The sequence below is a fragment of the Tateyamaria sp. genome (assembly GCF_039945315.1).
Taxonomy (GTDB): domain Bacteria; phylum Pseudomonadota; class Alphaproteobacteria; order Rhodobacterales; family Rhodobacteraceae; genus Tateyamaria.
In genome coordinates, this window is the sequence record NZ_JBDUXB010000027.1 from 21,295 (window position 1) to 37,326 (window position 16,032).

General features: G+C 58.4%; 16 protein-coding genes. 14 read left to right on the plus strand and 2 right to left on the minus strand.

The window, feature by feature from the left end:
• Positions 1 to 79: 79 nt before the first annotated feature.
• From ABJD00_RS07600 to ABJD00_RS07640, 9 genes are all read left to right on the plus strand, one after another.
• A complete protein-coding gene (locus ABJD00_RS07600) occupies positions 80 to 1,126 on the plus strand; it encodes a glycosyltransferase family 2 protein (protein ID WP_413829399.1) in 1,047 nt (348 codons plus the stop codon).
• A 109-nt stretch (positions 1,127 to 1,235) separates the two neighbouring features.
• The gene (locus tag ABJD00_RS07605) at positions 1,236 to 2,210 is read left to right on the plus strand and encodes a phosphoadenosine phosphosulfate reductase (RefSeq protein ID WP_413829400.1); all 975 of its coding nucleotides are present in this window, start codon (positions 1,236 to 1,238) and stop codon (positions 2,208 to 2,210) included.
• Positions 2,211 to 2,244: 34 nt separating this feature from the next.
• A complete protein-coding gene (gene pyrC / locus ABJD00_RS07610; RefSeq protein ID WP_413829401.1) occupies positions 2,245 to 3,276 on the plus strand; it encodes a dihydroorotase in 1,032 nt (343 codons plus the stop codon).
• Positions 3,277 to 3,352: 76 nt separating this feature from the next.
• A complete protein-coding gene (locus ABJD00_RS07615; protein ID WP_413829402.1) occupies positions 3,353 to 4,033 on the plus strand; it encodes an orotate phosphoribosyltransferase in 681 nt (226 codons plus the stop codon).
• 308 nt (positions 4,034 to 4,341) lie between these two features.
• A complete protein-coding gene (locus ABJD00_RS07620) occupies positions 4,342 to 5,838 on the plus strand; it encodes a replicative DNA helicase (RefSeq protein ID WP_413829403.1) in 1,497 nt (498 codons plus the stop codon).
• A 175-nt stretch (positions 5,839 to 6,013) separates the two neighbouring features.
• A complete protein-coding gene (locus ABJD00_RS07625) occupies positions 6,014 to 6,793 on the plus strand; it encodes a DUF1194 domain-containing protein (protein ID WP_413829404.1) in 780 nt (259 codons plus the stop codon).
• A gap of 69 nt (positions 6,794 to 6,862) precedes the next feature.
• Positions 6,863 to 7,897 carry an alanine racemase gene (gene alr, locus ABJD00_RS07630; RefSeq protein WP_413829405.1) on the plus strand — a complete coding sequence of 345 codons (1,035 nt, stop codon included), beginning with the start codon at positions 6,863 to 6,865 and terminating at the stop codon, positions 7,895 to 7,897.
• Entirely contained in the window at positions 7,894 to 8,667 is a 774-nt protein-coding gene (locus tag ABJD00_RS07635) for an MlaE family ABC transporter permease (RefSeq protein ID WP_413829406.1), read from the plus strand. Before alr ends, ABJD00_RS07635 begins: the two co-directional genes overlap by 4 nt.
• Before the next feature lie 70 nt (positions 8,668 to 8,737).
• Complete coding sequence (locus tag ABJD00_RS07640) at positions 8,738 to 9,484, plus strand: ABC transporter ATP-binding protein (protein WP_413829407.1); 747 nt, start codon at positions 8,738 to 8,740, stop codon at positions 9,482 to 9,484.
• Between the two features lie 6 nt (positions 9,485 to 9,490).
• Here ABJD00_RS07640 and ABJD00_RS07645 read toward each other — a convergent pair whose 3' ends face one another.
• Both ABJD00_RS07645 and ABJD00_RS07650 read right to left on the minus strand, forming a co-directional pair.
• The gene (locus tag ABJD00_RS07645) at positions 9,491 to 10,063 is read right to left on the minus strand and encodes a hypothetical protein (RefSeq protein WP_413829408.1); all 573 of its coding nucleotides are present in this window, start codon (positions 10,061 to 10,063) and stop codon (positions 9,491 to 9,493) included.
• Positions 10,060 to 10,605, minus strand: a complete 546-nt coding sequence (locus ABJD00_RS07650; RefSeq protein ID WP_413829409.1) for a hypothetical protein — start codon at positions 10,603 to 10,605, stop codon at positions 10,060 to 10,062. Before ABJD00_RS07650 ends, ABJD00_RS07645 begins: the two co-directional genes overlap by 4 nt.
• Before the next feature lie 344 nt (positions 10,606 to 10,949).
• Between ABJD00_RS07650 and ABJD00_RS07655 the strand changes: the two genes are divergently transcribed.
• The 5 genes from ABJD00_RS07655 (at position 10,950) to purF (ending at position 16,023) form a co-directional block, all read left to right on the plus strand.
• On the plus strand, positions 10,950 to 11,402 hold the full coding sequence (locus ABJD00_RS07655) for a paraquat-inducible protein A (protein ID WP_413829649.1): 453 nt from the start codon (positions 10,950 to 10,952) through the stop codon (positions 11,400 to 11,402).
• Positions 11,403 to 11,441: 39 nt separating this feature from the next.
• Positions 11,442 to 12,806, plus strand: a complete 1,365-nt coding sequence (radA, locus tag ABJD00_RS07660; protein WP_413829410.1) for a DNA repair protein RadA — start codon at positions 11,442 to 11,444, stop codon at positions 12,804 to 12,806.
• A 63-nt stretch (positions 12,807 to 12,869) separates the two neighbouring features.
• A complete protein-coding gene (locus tag ABJD00_RS07665) occupies positions 12,870 to 13,427 on the plus strand; it encodes a CvpA family protein (RefSeq protein WP_413829411.1) in 558 nt (185 codons plus the stop codon).
• A 455-nt stretch (positions 13,428 to 13,882) separates the two neighbouring features.
• Entirely contained in the window at positions 13,883 to 14,452 is a 570-nt protein-coding gene (locus ABJD00_RS07670) for a hypothetical protein (RefSeq protein WP_413829412.1), read from the plus strand.
• A 116-nt stretch (positions 14,453 to 14,568) separates the two neighbouring features.
• Positions 14,569 to 16,023 (plus strand): amidophosphoribosyltransferase, encoded by a 1,455-nt coding sequence (gene purF, locus ABJD00_RS07675; protein ID WP_413829651.1) that lies wholly within the window; start codon positions 14,569 to 14,571, stop codon positions 16,021 to 16,023.
• The last annotated feature ends 9 nt before the right edge of the window (positions 16,024 to 16,032 follow it).

Here is a 16,032-nt window from a genome sequence, read left to right on the forward strand (position 1 = left end):
AGAGGCGGCATAACATGTATCCAATTTCTGCCATGCCCGCGTTGATGACCCGGCGCTGTGGCACCCCAAGGACCGCTCTGTGAGCAACGTTGTAATCACAACAATGCGCAACGAGGGCGCGTTTCTGCTGGAATGGCTGGCCCATCACAGGGCCGTCGGTGTGGATCATTTCGTTGTGTTTTCAAATGATTGCGACGATGGCACCGATGATATGCTGGATAAGCTGGCAGAACTTGACTGGCTCACCCATGTCCACAACGACGGTCCATATGACACTGCTGGCATCCAGTTCACTGCGCTGAACCTTGCGGCCAAATTGGAGGTTGTGCGCGCCGCCGATTGGATTTTGGCGATGGACGTGGACGAATTCGTGAACATCCACACCGGCGATGGCACGTTTGCAGCTCTGCATGACGCCCTTCCTGACGCCTCAGCGATTACGCTCACCTGGCGGCTCTTCGGCAATAACGGACAGGTGCGATACAGCGACCAGCCGGTGACCGAAACCTTTGACAAGGCGGCGCCTGACATCCTGCACTGGCCGTGGCGGGCCTCTATGTTCAAAACGCTCTATGCCAATGACGGGACCTACACAAAACCTGGGGTGCACCGCCCGCGCGCGCCAGATACGGGCCGTGTCGACGCCGCGCGCTGGTTTGATGGGCACGGCCGCGCACTGGACACGCAATTCAAAACCAAACGCATTTTTTCAAACTTTGCGCAAAGAAACTATGGGCTGGTGCAACTCAACCACTACCCTCTGGGGTCGATGGAAAGCTATCTGATCAAGGTGGACCGGGGCCGGGTGAACCGGGCCGACACGCCACTGGGGGCCGATTACTGGGTCGAACGCAACTTCAACACCGATCAAGACACCTCGATCCGGCGCTACGACGGAGCACGGGATGAGATACTGAAAATTTTGCGCGGCGATCAGGCTATTGCCACCCTGCACGACGACGCCGTGGCATGGCGCAAAGCGCGGTTTGAAACGCTGATGGAGCAAGAACCCTATCGCGCCTTGTTCGGACGCCTGCTCCTGACACCACCCGCACAGCCTCTCTCGGTTCAAGCGGCTCAATTCGTGTTGCGCTATGGGCGTAAAGCCTCTTCAGTGACGTCCTGAGCCGGATCTACGGCAAAAAAGTCGCTCAAAGTCTTCTTACTTTCGCCGTATTACTTATCTAGCTAAAGGAAAACCCGGGCTCAAAACGCCGGGAGTATGAGGTATTGCGATGCAGGACGCAGACACCAAGTTCGACCCCGACCTTGCCGAATTGCCGCAAAGCAAATGGCGCGCTGAATTGCAGGCCGTTTCCGAAGATCACGGATTTTTCGAATCCCTTGGGAAGAAACATTTCGCAGCACATGTGCGGCGCGGCGACACACTGATCGTCAGTTTCGAGTCTATTCACGGCATGCAGGCGCTTACCTCTACAGCAGAGCCACTGGGCTGGACTTTTGTGCGAACGCAGAACTGGTCAAGTCTGTGCATCGCAGCAGACGGTGACACCTGGTTTCGCGACCCTGATGTGATCGGGCTGTTTGATCGACTCGTAGATGACGGCTTCTTTGACGACTTTGAAACCGTTCTATTTTATGGCGCGGGCCCTTGCGGCTATGCGGCGGCGGCCTTTTCTGTCGCAGCCCCCGGCGCACGCGTCTTTGCAATTCAGCCTCAGGCCACTCTCGATCCGCGCCTGACAGAATGGGACACACGATTCATCGAAATGCGTCGCACTGATTTCGCAACGCGATACGGGTATGCGCCGGACATGCTGGACGCCTGCGCACAGGCCTATGTTGCCTATGATCCGCTCGAGCAGCTAGATGCAATGCATGCAACTCTGTTTGCGACTTCCGGCGCTGTGCTCCTTCGCATGCCACGAATGGGCAACGCATTGCAGGGCGATCTGTTGCGGATGCGCATTTTGACGCCGTTGCTCATCGAAGCGGCATCAGGCGCATTGGACCAATCCTCTTTTGCCACGCACTACCGCGCACGGCGGACATTCCTGCCATACCTGCGACGGCTGATGGTTGCACTCGATGGGGCCAAACGCACAGAACTGACGTATCTGCTGGCACATAACGTCGCCAAGCGCATCAATGCGCCGCGATTTGTCCGACGCTGTGCCGAAATCGAAGCAGAGCGTGAAGCGGCCCAGCAAACAGTCGAAAAGAACAACCCAGACACGCAGGAGGGCTAGCGCCCGCGCGCGCACCCGTGCTAACGCGCTTGCCATGAAGTCCCTTACGATTGCCCGCCCCGACGATTGGCACCTGCACTTGCGCGATGGCGCAATGATGCGCGCCGTTCTGCCCCACACCGCTCAGCATTTTGCACGTGCGATCATTATGCCCAATCTTGTGCCGCCTGTGGTGACAGGTGCGCAAGCTACGGCCTACCGCGACCGGATCATGGGCGCATTGCCAGAGGGAATGTCATTTGAACCCCTAATGACACTCTATCTGACTGAGGACACAGACCCCGATGACGTCGCCGCCGCCCATACCAGCGGTCTGGTCAAAGCAGTAAAACTCTACCCCGCCGGCGCCACCACGAATTCAGCGTCAGGCGTGGCGGATTTTGGGAAAATCCGCGCAACGCTCGACCGAATGGCCAAGATCGGCCTTCCGCTGTGCGTCCATGGCGAAGTGACGGATGCTGACATCGATATCTTTGACCGGGAGGCCGTGTTTATCGACCGCGTGCTTGACCCGTTGCGGCGTGCCACACCGGGCCTGAAGGTAGTGATGGAGCACATCACGACTTCAAACGCGGTCGACTACGCCCGCGCTCAGGACGACAGTCTAGGGGCCACGATCACAACACACCACCTGGTGATCAATCGAAACCACATCCTCGCCGGTGGTATCAAACCGCACTACTACTGCCTGCCCGTCGCAAAACGGGAATCGCACCGCCTTGCCTTGCGCGAAGCCGCAACTGGCGGTGAGACACGGTTTTTCCTCGGCACTGACAGCGCGCCACACACCGACGCCAACAAATTGCTGCCTTGCGGCTGTGCGGGCTGTTTCACCGCGCCCAACACCATGGCCATCCTTGCGCAAGTGTTCGAAGAAGACGGTGCTCTGGACAAGCTCGAAGGATTTGCATCCCACAACGGGCCCGCCTTTTACGGCCTGCCAGTAAACGCCGATACACTCACTTTGACCAAAACCCCCTCCCCGCATCACGACCACATCGCAACCGACGAAGGCCCGGTCACGGTCTTCGATCCCGGGTTCGAATTGCAATGGTCCGTACTGTAACTTCTGTGTTTCAAGAAAATCCCCGCCGGAGGCTCCTGCCCGCGCCACCGGCCCAACCGTTCGAAAGACAAGCGATATGATCCCAACCAGCTATCCAAGCCCAGAAGAAATGGCACGCCTCACCGCCCGTATGCTGCTCGAGATCAAGGCCGTTCACTTTAACGCAGCCGAGCCGTTCACGCTCGCCTCCGGCCTGCCCTCGCCCACCTATATCGATTGCCGCAAACTGATCAGCCACCCCCGTATCCGCGCCACACTGATGGATTTTTTGACGGTAACTGTGATGCGCAACGCAGGGTTTGAAGCCTTTGACAACATCGCTGGTGGCGAAACCGCAGGCATCCCATTTGCAGCCCTTGTGGCTGAGCGGATGGCATTGCCCATGACCTATGTGCGCAAGAAGCCCAAAGGATACGGGCGCAATGCCCGGATCGAAGGGGACATGAGCGAAGGCCAGCGTGTTTTGCTGGTTGAGGATCTTACAACCGATGGCGGGTCGAAGTTGAGCTTTGTGGATGCGATCCGGGACACCGGAGCGACGTGCGGGCATACGGCCGTCATCTTTTACTATGGCATCTTCCCTGAGACAGAGAAAACGCTCGGCGATCATGGCGTCGCACTGCACCATCTGTGCACGTGGTGGGATGTTCTGGCCGAAGCAAAGGTCCAGGGCAGCTTTGACGTCGATACGCTCGCGGGTGTCGAAGAGTTTCTGAACGACCCGCGCGCCTGGCAAGCCGCACGTACGCAAACGTAGGGGATTAAAATCCGCGCGATTTCTGTCAGGGCTGACTGACATCTTGTGGACAGGCTGTGAGCCGTTACAAGGAATCGGTGGATAACCTGCCTGTGCGCGCTTTGTGAATAAGACGATTCGACGACAGTGAACTTGCGCGATGTGGTGACATAGCCGAAAAACTATACTATATCTTGTAAGGCGTTTCTGGCTGGACGGACATACCCACAGGCTTGTCCCCAGTTATTTCCCGATAGCGGGTGCGAGGACGCTGTGACACCCCATCCGCACGGTGGGCACAGGCAATAAAATGAGCAGGACGGGGTGAGATGAACGAGATTGCGGCGATCAATCCAACGGGTGTTGCGGTACAGGATGCCGAAACGATGCCGCATTCGACAGAGGCTGAGCAACAGCTTCTGGGTGCGATCCTCACCAACAATGACATTTATGACCGTGTTGCCGCGATCATTGGGCCTAGTCATTTCTATGACCCTGTACATGCCCGCATTTTTGAGATTTCGGCGGCGCGCATTGCCAAGAACAACCTTGCAAGCCCCGTCACTCTCAAAGCGTTCATGGAAGATGACGAAGGGCTGAAAGAACTTGGCGGACCCGCCTACCTCGCGCGACTGGCTGGCGCAGCAATCAGCGCCTACGCGGTGCGCGACTACGCCCAAATCATCTATGATCTGGCAGTACGCCGGGATCTGATCCAATTGGGTCGCGACATCAGCGCCAAGGCTGCCAAAGTCGAAGTGACTTCCGAACCCAAAGAACAGATCGTCGAGGCGGAACAGGCGCTATATCAGCTGGCTGAACAAGGCACGTCAGAAGGCGGTTTTCAAAGCTTTCTCAAGGCCGTAACTGACGCAGTTAATGTTGCCAACGCGGCCTATCAGCGCGAGGGTGGCCTTGCAGGTATCTCAACCGGCCTTACTGACATGGACAAGAAACTCGGCGGATTGCACTCGTCCGATTTGCTGATCCTTGCGGGTCGCCCGTCCATGGGCAAGACATCACTTGCCACCAACATCGCCTTCAACATCGCCAAATCCTACAAACGCGGCCTGAAACCCGATGGCAGCGAAGGATCCATCCAGGGCGGCGTCGTAGGCTTCTTTTCACTGGAGATGAGCGCCGAGCAGCTCGCCGCCCGGATCCTGTCAGAGGCATCAGAAGTGCCCAGCGAACAGATTCGGCGCGGCGACATGACCGAAGGCGAATTCCGCCGCTTTGTAGATGCAGCCAAGCAGCTTGAAGCGTGCCCCTTGTTCATCGACGATACGCCCGCCATCCCGATAGCACAACTGGCCGCCCGCGCACGCCGTCTCAAGAGGGCCCATGGGCTGGACGTATTGATCGTGGACTACCTGCAACTGGTACGCGGTGTGGCTGACAACCGGGTGCAGGAAATTGCCGAGATTTCCATGGGGCTCAAGGCTATCGCAAAGGAACTGGCCATACCCGTCATTGCCCTTTCACAGCTCAGCCGACAGGTCGAAAACCGGGAAGATAAACGCCCGCAGCTCAGCGATTTGCGTGAATCCGGATCGATCGAACAGGACGCGGATGTCGTGATGTTCGTGTTCCGCGAAGAGTACTACAAAGAGCGCGAGAAACCCGGCGATCACGATCTGGAAGCCATGGGCAAGTGGCAGGAAGAAATGGAACGCCTGCACGGTCGCGCCGAGGTCATCATCGGCAAGCAGCGACACGGGCCCATCGGCACGGTTGATCTGTCCTTTGAGGGCCGATTTACCCGCTTTGGCAATCTGGTACAGCCTTGGCAGCAACAAGGTGGCGGCGACGACGTCGGTTTCTGAGAGCGTTGATGGGAGTTCGGCCTTCGGGCTCCCTCGAATTTTTTGAATCAGAGACGATGACCGGGGATTAGGCGGTCAGGCGTTGGGCGCAAGACTATAGCAGGCCCTAACCGAACTGTGACTGGACAGCACATCACCTCTCTGCCCCACTGATGTTATGTGGCGCGCATTTGTTTTGCTGTTTTTACTGTTTTCCAAGCCTTTGCAGGCCGAGGACCACTTCGAAGTGGACGTGGAACTGTTCCTTGCCGTCGATGTCAGTCGCTCCATGCAACCTTTGGAGCTGGAAATTCAGCGCCGGGGTTATGCCGCCGCACTGACAAGCGACGAAGTGCAGGCCGCCATCGGAGGCGGTATGCTTGGGCGGATCGCCATAACCTACGTCGAATGGGCCGGAGCCTACAGTCAGCGCGTTATTGTCCCTTGGACCTTGCTGGAAAGCCGCGCGCAAGCAGAGCAGATCGCAAGCCAGATAACTGCCAATTTTGACGATGCTTTGCGGCGCACGTCGATCTCCGGGGCGCTGGACTATGCCGCAACATCAATCGAGAACAACGCATTTGACGGGCTACGCCGGGTAATCGACGTGTCGGGCGACGGCCCCAACAACATGGGCGATGCAGTTACTAGCGCCCGAGACAGAGTGCTGGCGCGCGGTATGACGATCAACGGGTTGCCCCTGATGACCAAAGACGACTCTATTACCTCGCGCTACAATATCGACGATCTTGATGCATACTATACCGCCTGTGTGATCGGAGGGAGCGGCGCCTTCGTTCTGCCTGTCATTGACTGGGCCGAGTTCGAAGAGGCCGTGCGGCGCAAGCTGGTTCTTGAAATCGCCTCTACCCCGGTCACCGAACGTTTATGGCGCGCGCAAAGTCCGCCCCCGTACGATTGCCTCATCGGGGAAAAAATCTGGGAACAGAACCGCAGCCTGTTTGCTTACCCGTAGGAGCCAAGCGGCCGATACAAAGCACATTTGCCCCTTGACCCTGCGCGGCATGTTGCCAACAAGACAAGCATGACGTCCGCAACCCTGACCATCGACCTTGGCGCCGTTGTGCGCAACTGGCGCACCCTTGGTGCGATGAGCGAAGGGGAAACCGGGGCTGTGGTCAAAGCAAACGGCTATGGCTTGGGCGCCAGCGAGGTTGGTCAGGCACTTCACAAGGCCGGGGTGCGCAGCTTTTTCGTTGCCACTGCAGGCGAAGGCACCGACTTGCGCACTGCCATTGGGCACGGGCCACGGATTTTTGTCTTTTCCGGACACATGGACGGCGATACCGATCAAATCCGCGAAGGATCGCTGACCCCGCTTCTGAATTCCGTCGATCAGATGCTACGCCATTTTGAAGCCCTGCCCGGTGCACCCTTTGGTATCCAACTCGACACCGGCATGAACCGGCTGGGGATGGAGCCTGCGGAATGGTCGGCAGTGCGCGACATCGCCATTGCGCAACGGCCAGTATTGGTCATGTCCCATCTGGCCTGTGCTGACACGCCCGATCACAGCATGAACGCACAGCAGCTTGCTGCATTCCATGCAATGACGGATGGGCTGGACGTGCCCCGCTCTCTGGCGGCGACGGGGGGCACCCTTCTTGGGATGGATTATCACTTTGATATGACACGCCCGGGCGTGGGACTTTATGGCGGCTTGCCCTTCGTAGATGCAGAGCCCGTCGTTACCCTCGATCTGCCAGTAATTCAGGTCCGCGATGTAACCGCGGGGGAAACCGTCGGATACGCCAACAGCTGGACCGCCGAAGGAGACGCGCGCATTGCGACTGTTTCCGGGGGGTATGCAGACGGGCTAATCCGCGCCATGGGCTCTAACGCAGTGCTTTATGCGGGCGATGTGGCCTGCCCGGTGGTGGGCCGCGTGTCGATGGACCTGATCACAGCTGACGTCACCGCCCTGCGCCACGACCCGACACGCCTGCAACTGATGGGTCGGCACCAGTCCATCGACACGGTTGCGGACGCCGCGGGCACCATCGGCTATGAAATCCTGACGCAACTGGGCGCACGTTACGCGCGGACCATACTCGCATGAGCGTTCTTGCGGCCCTCGGGCGGGTGATCCTCGGTTTGTTTGCCGCCATCGGACGCGTCAGCATTTTTGGTGCCCAAACCTTGTCCCACATCGTGCGTCCCCCCTTCTACCCGCGCGAGTTTGCACTCGCCCTGTTGAACATCGGTTGGCTGTCGCTGCCCGTGGTGGGACTGACAGCCATCTTCACCGGCGGCGCGCTGGCGTTGCAAATCTATGCCGGCGGCGCGCGGTTCAACGCCGAGGCTGTGGTGCCCCAGATCGTGGCAATCGGTATGGTACGTGAATTGGGGCCCGTTCTGGTTGGCTTGATGATAGCGGCGCGCGTCACCTCCTCAATCGCTGCCGAAATCGCGACAATGAAGGTGACCGAGCAGATTGACGCGCTGGTGACCCTGTCAACACATCCGATGAAGTACCTCACAGCACCGCGCGTGCTTGCCGCAACACTCGTCGTCCCGCTTCTGGTGGCTGTGGGCGACATTATCGGGATCTTCGGAGGGTATGCCGTAGCGACAGGCTCGCTTGGCTTCAACGCGGCGGCTTACATCCAGAACACAGTTGACTTTCTTCAGCTGCGCGATGTCACCTCCAGCCTAGCCAAAGGGGCCGTCTTTGGCTGTATCGCCGCCCTCATGGGCTGTTACTTCGGGATGAACTCCGGGCGCGGCGCCCAAGGCGTGGGACGCGCCACCAAAGGGTCTGTCGAGGCCGCTGCTGTGCTGATCCTAGCCGCCAACTTCGTACTGACGGGGGTGTTTTTCTCGGTATGACAGATCGGCATATTTTCATCTCACCCCATACAGGCTCCCCGCAAGGCCGGGGTGCCCTAGGCGCAGCACCATGATCACACTCGACAGCGTCCATAAATCTTTCGGCTCAAACGACGTCCTGCGCGGCGTCAATCTGCACGTCGCCAAAGGCACATCGATGGTCATTATCGGCGGCTCAGGCACAGGAAAGTCGGTCGCCATCAAATCAATCCTCGGCCTCGTCACCCCGGACAGCGGGACAATCACCGTCGACGGCACTGACGTGACCAAGGCCGACCGGGACGCCTTTCTGGCCCGCTTTGGGATGCTGTTCCAAGGGGGCGCCCTCTTTGACAGCTTGCCCGTCTGGCAAAACGTCTCTTTCCGCCTGCTGCGCGGATCACTCGCCAAACCAAAGGAAGAAGCCCGCGCCATCGCCGTCGAAAAACTGCGCCGGGTCGGACTGACCCCGGATGTGGCCGACCGGCTTCCCGCAGAACTCTCCGGGGGCATGCAAAAGCGTGTGGGATTGGCCCGCGCCATCGCGGCCGATCCCGAAATCATCTTCTTTGACGAACCCACGACCGGGCTTGACCCGATCATGGCCGGGGTCATCAACGACCTGATCCGGGAAATCGTCACCGAAATGGGGGCGACGACGATGACGATCACGCACGATATGAGTTCAGTGCGCACTATCGCAGATCACGTGGCCATGCTGCACGCTGGTAAAATCCGCTGGACCGGGCCTGTCGCCGAGATGGACAGCGCCGGCGATCCTTACGTAGATCAGTTCATCCATGGCCGTGCGACAGGGCCGATCGAAGCTGTGCGCTAGCGCGGTTCAAGGTCGCGGCAGATATTTGGGCATCGTGTCCTTCGCCAAATCCATCAGAGACTCATATTCCTGAACCACATTGCCTGTCGTCCGCCACAGCCGTCTGACTTCACTGGCTTTCATACCGGTCATCGGCGATATCGCAACATCGACACTCGCCAACTGCGCCCCACTTTTGGCGTCATAAAAATCCAACCACCCGACAAGATTGGTAAACGTTTCGGACACGGTGCGCAGTCGCATCGTGTAAAGCACGAATTCCGCTCGAACCTCTTGCTTACCTTGGCGCGACGCCGGGATGAGACTGTTTGCCATCACCTGCTTGAGGTCTGCCAGAACACGGTTTTGGTTTAGACCGAAGGCGTTGATGGTGGACAGACGAATGTGCTCAAATTCAGTTTGCAACAGTGGTACTCGCCGATCGCCTTTTTTGAAAACTTGCGCAGACACACTGGTCACTCGAAAGCTTTGGTCCGACGCCACCGGACCGGGTGGATCAACACATCCAGCCAACATGACGCTCAGAAGCGAAACGACCATAAATACCTTGATGCCAGTTACTTTAAAAACACGTCTCACTGAACTTGCACCCAGAGTGTAATGGCATAGTCACCCGACGCTGTTGACCCCGCCGACACAGCCGCTTGCCAGTCTGCTACGGCAACCAACCCCTTCTTTTTATTGGTGAAATCCGTGAACCTCTCTTCGAAAAGCTGACAAGACGCAAGAAACGGCCCTAGAGTTTCACCATTTGCACGGAAATTTCCGGAGCAAGCAATGTTCCCGGGCCGCCGGCCCGTCAGTTCCGTTTTGAAACCATAGCCCACTGTCAAATTACTCCTAACGACACCTTCACCACGCATCCCGTTGGTACAGGTCAATTTAACGACCGCCTGGTTGGCCCCTTTGAGTGCGCCACTTTTTTTGCCGCTACAACGTACTGTCCGGCTTGTGGTTTCAAAGCGCGCTTTGACGGGCGCGCCAGCCTGCGCCGGACCGGCGAGTGTCTTGCCAGAACGGTTCAAAACCTCCACCGGTTGCGTGATTGAGGCGCTGGTTTGGGCCGCATCTATCGGCAGGATGATGGGTGCAGCGACAAGCGCAACTGGCGCCAGTATCAATATTTCGCACCCCGAAAGCAGCGCTGCGACCGCACCGGCGAGAAAATAGGTTTTCTTGGAGGATATTCCTTCAAAATTTTCTAATTAAAATAATCAGATGAAACCACCGTGCGCGATTTTTCATCAATGAGGCAGTCTGGATATCCATACCCTTGCGTACAGGATGTTCTCAGCGTTTAACCGTTGATCCAAAGCCAACACCACGCCTACGCAAGCGGCAAACCCAACATGCAAGCACGCGGCATCAAACTCCCTTCATTCGTGGTTCGTGAGGGCAACCTAACCAGCGCCCTCTCGGGTGCGTCGCCCTTGTGGCAGAGATACGCAGCGTCTACTTCTCCAACATGACTGCGCTGAAACTCGTTAACCTATCCCTGTTGATCCTGTTTCCGATCGCGTGGTTTGCACCGCTCATGCGTGCAGGCCTGCTGCCACTGTTCGGGCTCAGCAAGATTTCGGTCATCACCGGGCTGCAGTCTCTATGGGGATCCGATATCTTCCTCGCAATCGTCGTGGCCGTCTTCGCCCTCGTCGCGCCGTTGTTGAAAACCATTGCTCTGGCACTGGTCCATTGGGATGTCCTGACGCCCCGCATCACCCCTCTGCTAGGCTTCCTTGGCAAACTCGCCATGGCCGACATCTTTCTGATCGCCCTCTACATCACCCTGGCCAAAGGGGTCGGGGTCGGACGGCTCGAAACCGCATGGGGGCTTTACCTGTTCACGGCCTGCATCCTCACCTCCCTCTGGGTGAGTTGGCGCACGCAACGCAGCGCAAAGGCCGAGCGCGCGGAATAGGGCTTTACCCCACAGCACCGCGCTGGCACTCCTTGCCCCATGGCCAAATCACCCTCCTTTTCCTGCTCAGCGTGCGCTGCGACCTTTACCAAATGGTCCGGACGCTGTGACAGTTGTGGGGAATGGAACACCATTTCAGAGGATACCGGCCTGTCCGTTGGTCCGGGCGCCAAATACCTCGGGGCCAAACGGGGCACCGGCATCGCCCTGAGCGATCTGCGCACCGAAGAGGCACCGCCCCCCCGCACGGCTTCAAAGTTGGCCGAACTCGACCGCGTGTTAGGCGGTGGCCTCGTTCCCGCCTCAGCGATCCTCGTGGGCGGGGACCCCGGCATAGGTAAATCCACGCTCTTGCTCCAAGCCGCAGCCCAATTCGCGCGCGGTGGCCTCAAAACCATTTACGTGAGCGGAGAAGAAGCCAGCGCTCAGGTTCGCATGCGTGCCCAGCGCCTTGGTCTTGGGGATGCGCCGGTGCAGTTGGCTGCAGACACCAACCTGCGCAACATCCTCACCACATTAGAAGCCGAAGCGCCGGGCCTCGCTATCATAGATTCGATCCAGACCATGTGGCTCGACACAGTGGACAGCGCCCCCGGCTCGGTCAGTCAGGTGCGTGCGGCAGCCCACGAACTCACCACGTTTGCCAAACGCAAAGGCGTCAGCGTCATCCTTGTGGGTCACGTGACCAAGGAGGGTCAGATTGCAGGCCCCCGCGTCGTCGAACACATGGTCGATACCGTGCTCTATTTCGAAGGGGAACGCGGTCACCAGTTCCGTATCTTGCGGGCCGTCAAAAACCGCTTTGGTCCTGCCGAGGAAATCGGCGTGTTCGAAATGACCGGCTCGGGTCTGGCCGAAGTCACCAACCCTTCCGCCCTGTTCCTGTCCGAACGCGGTACGCCCTCACCCGGTTCGGTTGTCTTTGCAGGCATCGAAGGGACGCGCCCTGTCCTTTGCGAATTGCAGGCCCTTGTCGCCCCCACTCCGCACAGCCAACCGCGCCGCACAGTGGTGGGTTGGGATGGCGGGCGGCTTGCCATGATCCTCGCGGTGCTCGAAGCGCGATGCGGCATCCCATTTGCCGGATTAGATGTCTATCTGAACGTTGCAGGGGGGATGAAAATCTCCGAACCGGCTGCGGACCTCGCTGTGGCGGCTGCATTATTATCCGCTCGAGAAGACAGCGCCCTGCCCGCTGATACGGTTGTTTTTGGCGAAATCAGCCTGTCTGGGGCGCTCAGACCCGCCCCTCAGACCGAAAACAGGTTGAAAGAAGCCCAAAAACTTGGTTTTGCATCTGCCATCGCTCCCAAAGGGGGCAAAGCCTACGGATCGCAAGGAATGACGCTCAACCTGATGAGCGATTTGACCGGGTTTGTGGGTGAGGTTTTTGGCGCCGGATAAAGCCATCGAATGAACGTGACGTCGGCTGCAAGGCCTAAGGCGAGCAGAAGAAGGAAAAGGACCATGGAAGGGTTCACCATCATTGACGGCATTGTGGCCGTGGTCATCATCCTGTCGGCGCTACTGGCCTATGGGCGCGGCATCGTGCGGGAGATCATGGCCATTGCGGCATGGATCGCAGCGGCTGTTCTTGCGTTCCTGTTTGCCCCGCGGGTCGAACCACTGGTGCGTGAAATACCGGTGATTGGCGAATTCCTCGCTGACAGCTGCGAGTTGAGCATTATCGGTGCCTTTGCCCTCGTCTTTGCAGTGGCTCTCATTGTGGTTTCCTTGTTTACGCCAATGTTTTCATCCCTTGTGCAGCGCTCGGCGGTTGGCGGGATCGATCAGGGTATGGGCTTTCTCTTTGGGGTGGCGCGCGGCGTCCTGCTCGTGGCGATCGCATTTTTTGTCTACGACACAGTGATCACTGGTCAGGAATACACCATCGTCGACGAAAGCCGCTCAGCCGCCGTATTCGGACGCTTCACCGGACAAATCGAAGAGCAAAACCCCGAAGAGGCCCTGGGCTGGATTACAGCGCAATACGAAGCACTCGTTGGGACATGCTCGGCCGAGTGATGCGCTGACAGTCAGTTGACGTGTGCTGATCCGCGGTTTCCTCGGCAACGCCATGCCGACTGATGCGGTGTTGCCCATGAGATGGCCGCGGAAACTAGGTCTCGCGTTACGGCCATTGCTAGAACAAACAGACCGGCGGCGAAAACTTGCGGCGCGACGCGGCGCTTTGCGCGCCGCTCAACCATTGCGGCCAGAAATTTACCTCAGAATCATCCGGCTTAATCACGATTCGCGCGCGTAGCCAGAACCGTCGCGGCTTAGGCCTCAGGCGATCATAGTAAACACCCGGTTAATCGCGTGGCCCCAGCGTGCAAAGTGGCCCTCCTGCAAACGTGACTGGCATCTGAGGTGAAACAGAGCCTGCCTATCGCCCTCTTTGTGACGAAAAAGCGGCAGATTTGTGATGCGTCTTTGGTGGCAGAACACAATCACCCAAACCACACCGGAGAGCCAAAATGTTCCTCAATCATGACGCCGCCTTCACCACGTTCGCCCCCGCCATTCACTCAAACCTGCCCCAGTACACCGATACGCTGAGCGCCCAGACGAGACTGGAAACAACACGTGGCTGGGCCAGTGTCGATGACCTTATTGCAGGAGATCGCGTGGCGACGATGGATGGCGGATTCGCCACAATCACAGCTATCACCCACCCCAAACGGCGCGCCCCGCTCGTGCAGGTGCCGGGTGGCGTTCTGTCGACCTGTTCCGACGTCGCATTGCCAGCCGATGGCCACATCGCCCTGACGCCCCCGGCGCGCTGGTCGCAAGCCCCTGTGGTGTCTGTTCTAATCAAGGCGCTGAGCGGTTGGAACGGCATCCGCCCCACCCTATTTGCCGGTCCCGACCTTGCCACCCTGCATTTCGGGGAAGAAGAGATGATCTATGCCCAGACCGGCCTCTTGATTCACGCCTTTGACGCGAACGCCGACAGCTTTTTTCCGACCCTCAACTATGGCGACACCCGTGCCCTTCTGGCACTTCTGGATGGCAAAATGCCCGCACCGGATGCAGCAGCGGCTTAAAGGTTGCATGAAGTGTGATCCTTTCGTGACAGGGCTGGCCGGGCTTGCTACACCCCGGCTAACCCTTTCCACGGATTCGGAGCTGCCCCTTGTCCGACCAAGACGCCGACGCGCTAATGCCCCCTGCCCATCCATTTGACGATGACAAGCTAAAGGAGGAGTGCGGCATATTTGGAGTGCTCGGCACAGTGGATGCCGCCAACTTCGTCGCCCTTGGCCTGCATGCCTTGCAACATCGAGGACAAGAAGCGGGCGGTATTGTCTCATACCACCCTGATCATGGTTTCAACTCAGCACGACGCTTTGGCTACGTGCGCGATAACTTCACATCGCAAAAAGTGATGGAAACACTGCCCGGCGCTCTGTCTATCGGTCACGTGCGCTACTCTACCGCCGGATCCAAGGGCCAAACCGCCATCCGTGACGTCCAGCCCTTCTTTGGCGAATTTGCAATGGGTGGAGCGGCAATTGCACACAACGGCAATATCACCAATGCAGACGCTCTGCGGCGCGAGCTGATCGAGCGCGGATCGATCTTCCAATCTTCTTCAGACAGCGAATGCATCATCCATCTGATGGCGCGTTCTCTGCAACGCAACATCCCCGAACGTATGGAAGACGCCCTGCGCCGGGTTGAAGGCGCGTTTTCCGTTGTGGCCATGACCCGCACCAAGCTGATCGGCGTACGTGATCCACTGGGTGTGCGCCCATTGGTGCTGGGCCAATTGCCTACTGGTTGGGTGCTTAGCTCTGAAACATGCGCGCTGGACATCATTGGCGCCGAATTCGTGCGCGAGATCGAACCGGGCGAGATGGTCGTCATCACCGAAGCCGGTGTCGAAAGCCACCACCCGTTCCGCCGGCAGAAATCGCGCTTTTGCATCTTTGAACACGTCTATTTCTCTCGCCCCGACAGCATCCTCGGTGGACGCAGCGTCTATGAGACCCGCGAAAACATCGGGCGTGAACTGGCAAAGGAAGCCCCTGTTGAAGCGGACCTTGTCTGCCCCGTACCTGACAGTGGTACGCCGGCGGCTATCGGATATTCGCTGGAATCAGGCATCCCTTATGCGATGGGCATCATTCGCAACCAGTACATGGGCCGAACATTCATCGAGCCGACCGAGCAGATCCGCAACATGGGTGTGCGCCTCAAACTCAACGTCAACCGCGCCCTGATCAAGGGCAAGCGTGTGATCCTCGTGGACGACTCGGTTGTGCGCGGCACGACCTCACGCAAGATCAAGGAAATGATCCTCGATGCTGGCGCGAAAGAGGTCCATTTCCGCATCGCCTCTCCTCCCACGGCCTGGCCCTGTTTTTATGGGGTGGACACACCCCAGCGCGAAAAACTGCTCGCCGCCACAATGAGCGAAGCCGAAATGACCGAACATTTGGGCGTGGACAGCCTCAAGTTCATCTCACTGGACGGGCTTTACCGCGCTGTTGGCGAGGCCAACGGACGAGATGCCAGCAGCCCGCAGTATTGCGATGCGTGTTTTTCTGGCGAATACCCGGTCGAACCTGCCGATATGATTGAAAAAGGGTTCGAGATGAAGGCGGCAGAGTGATCACCATCT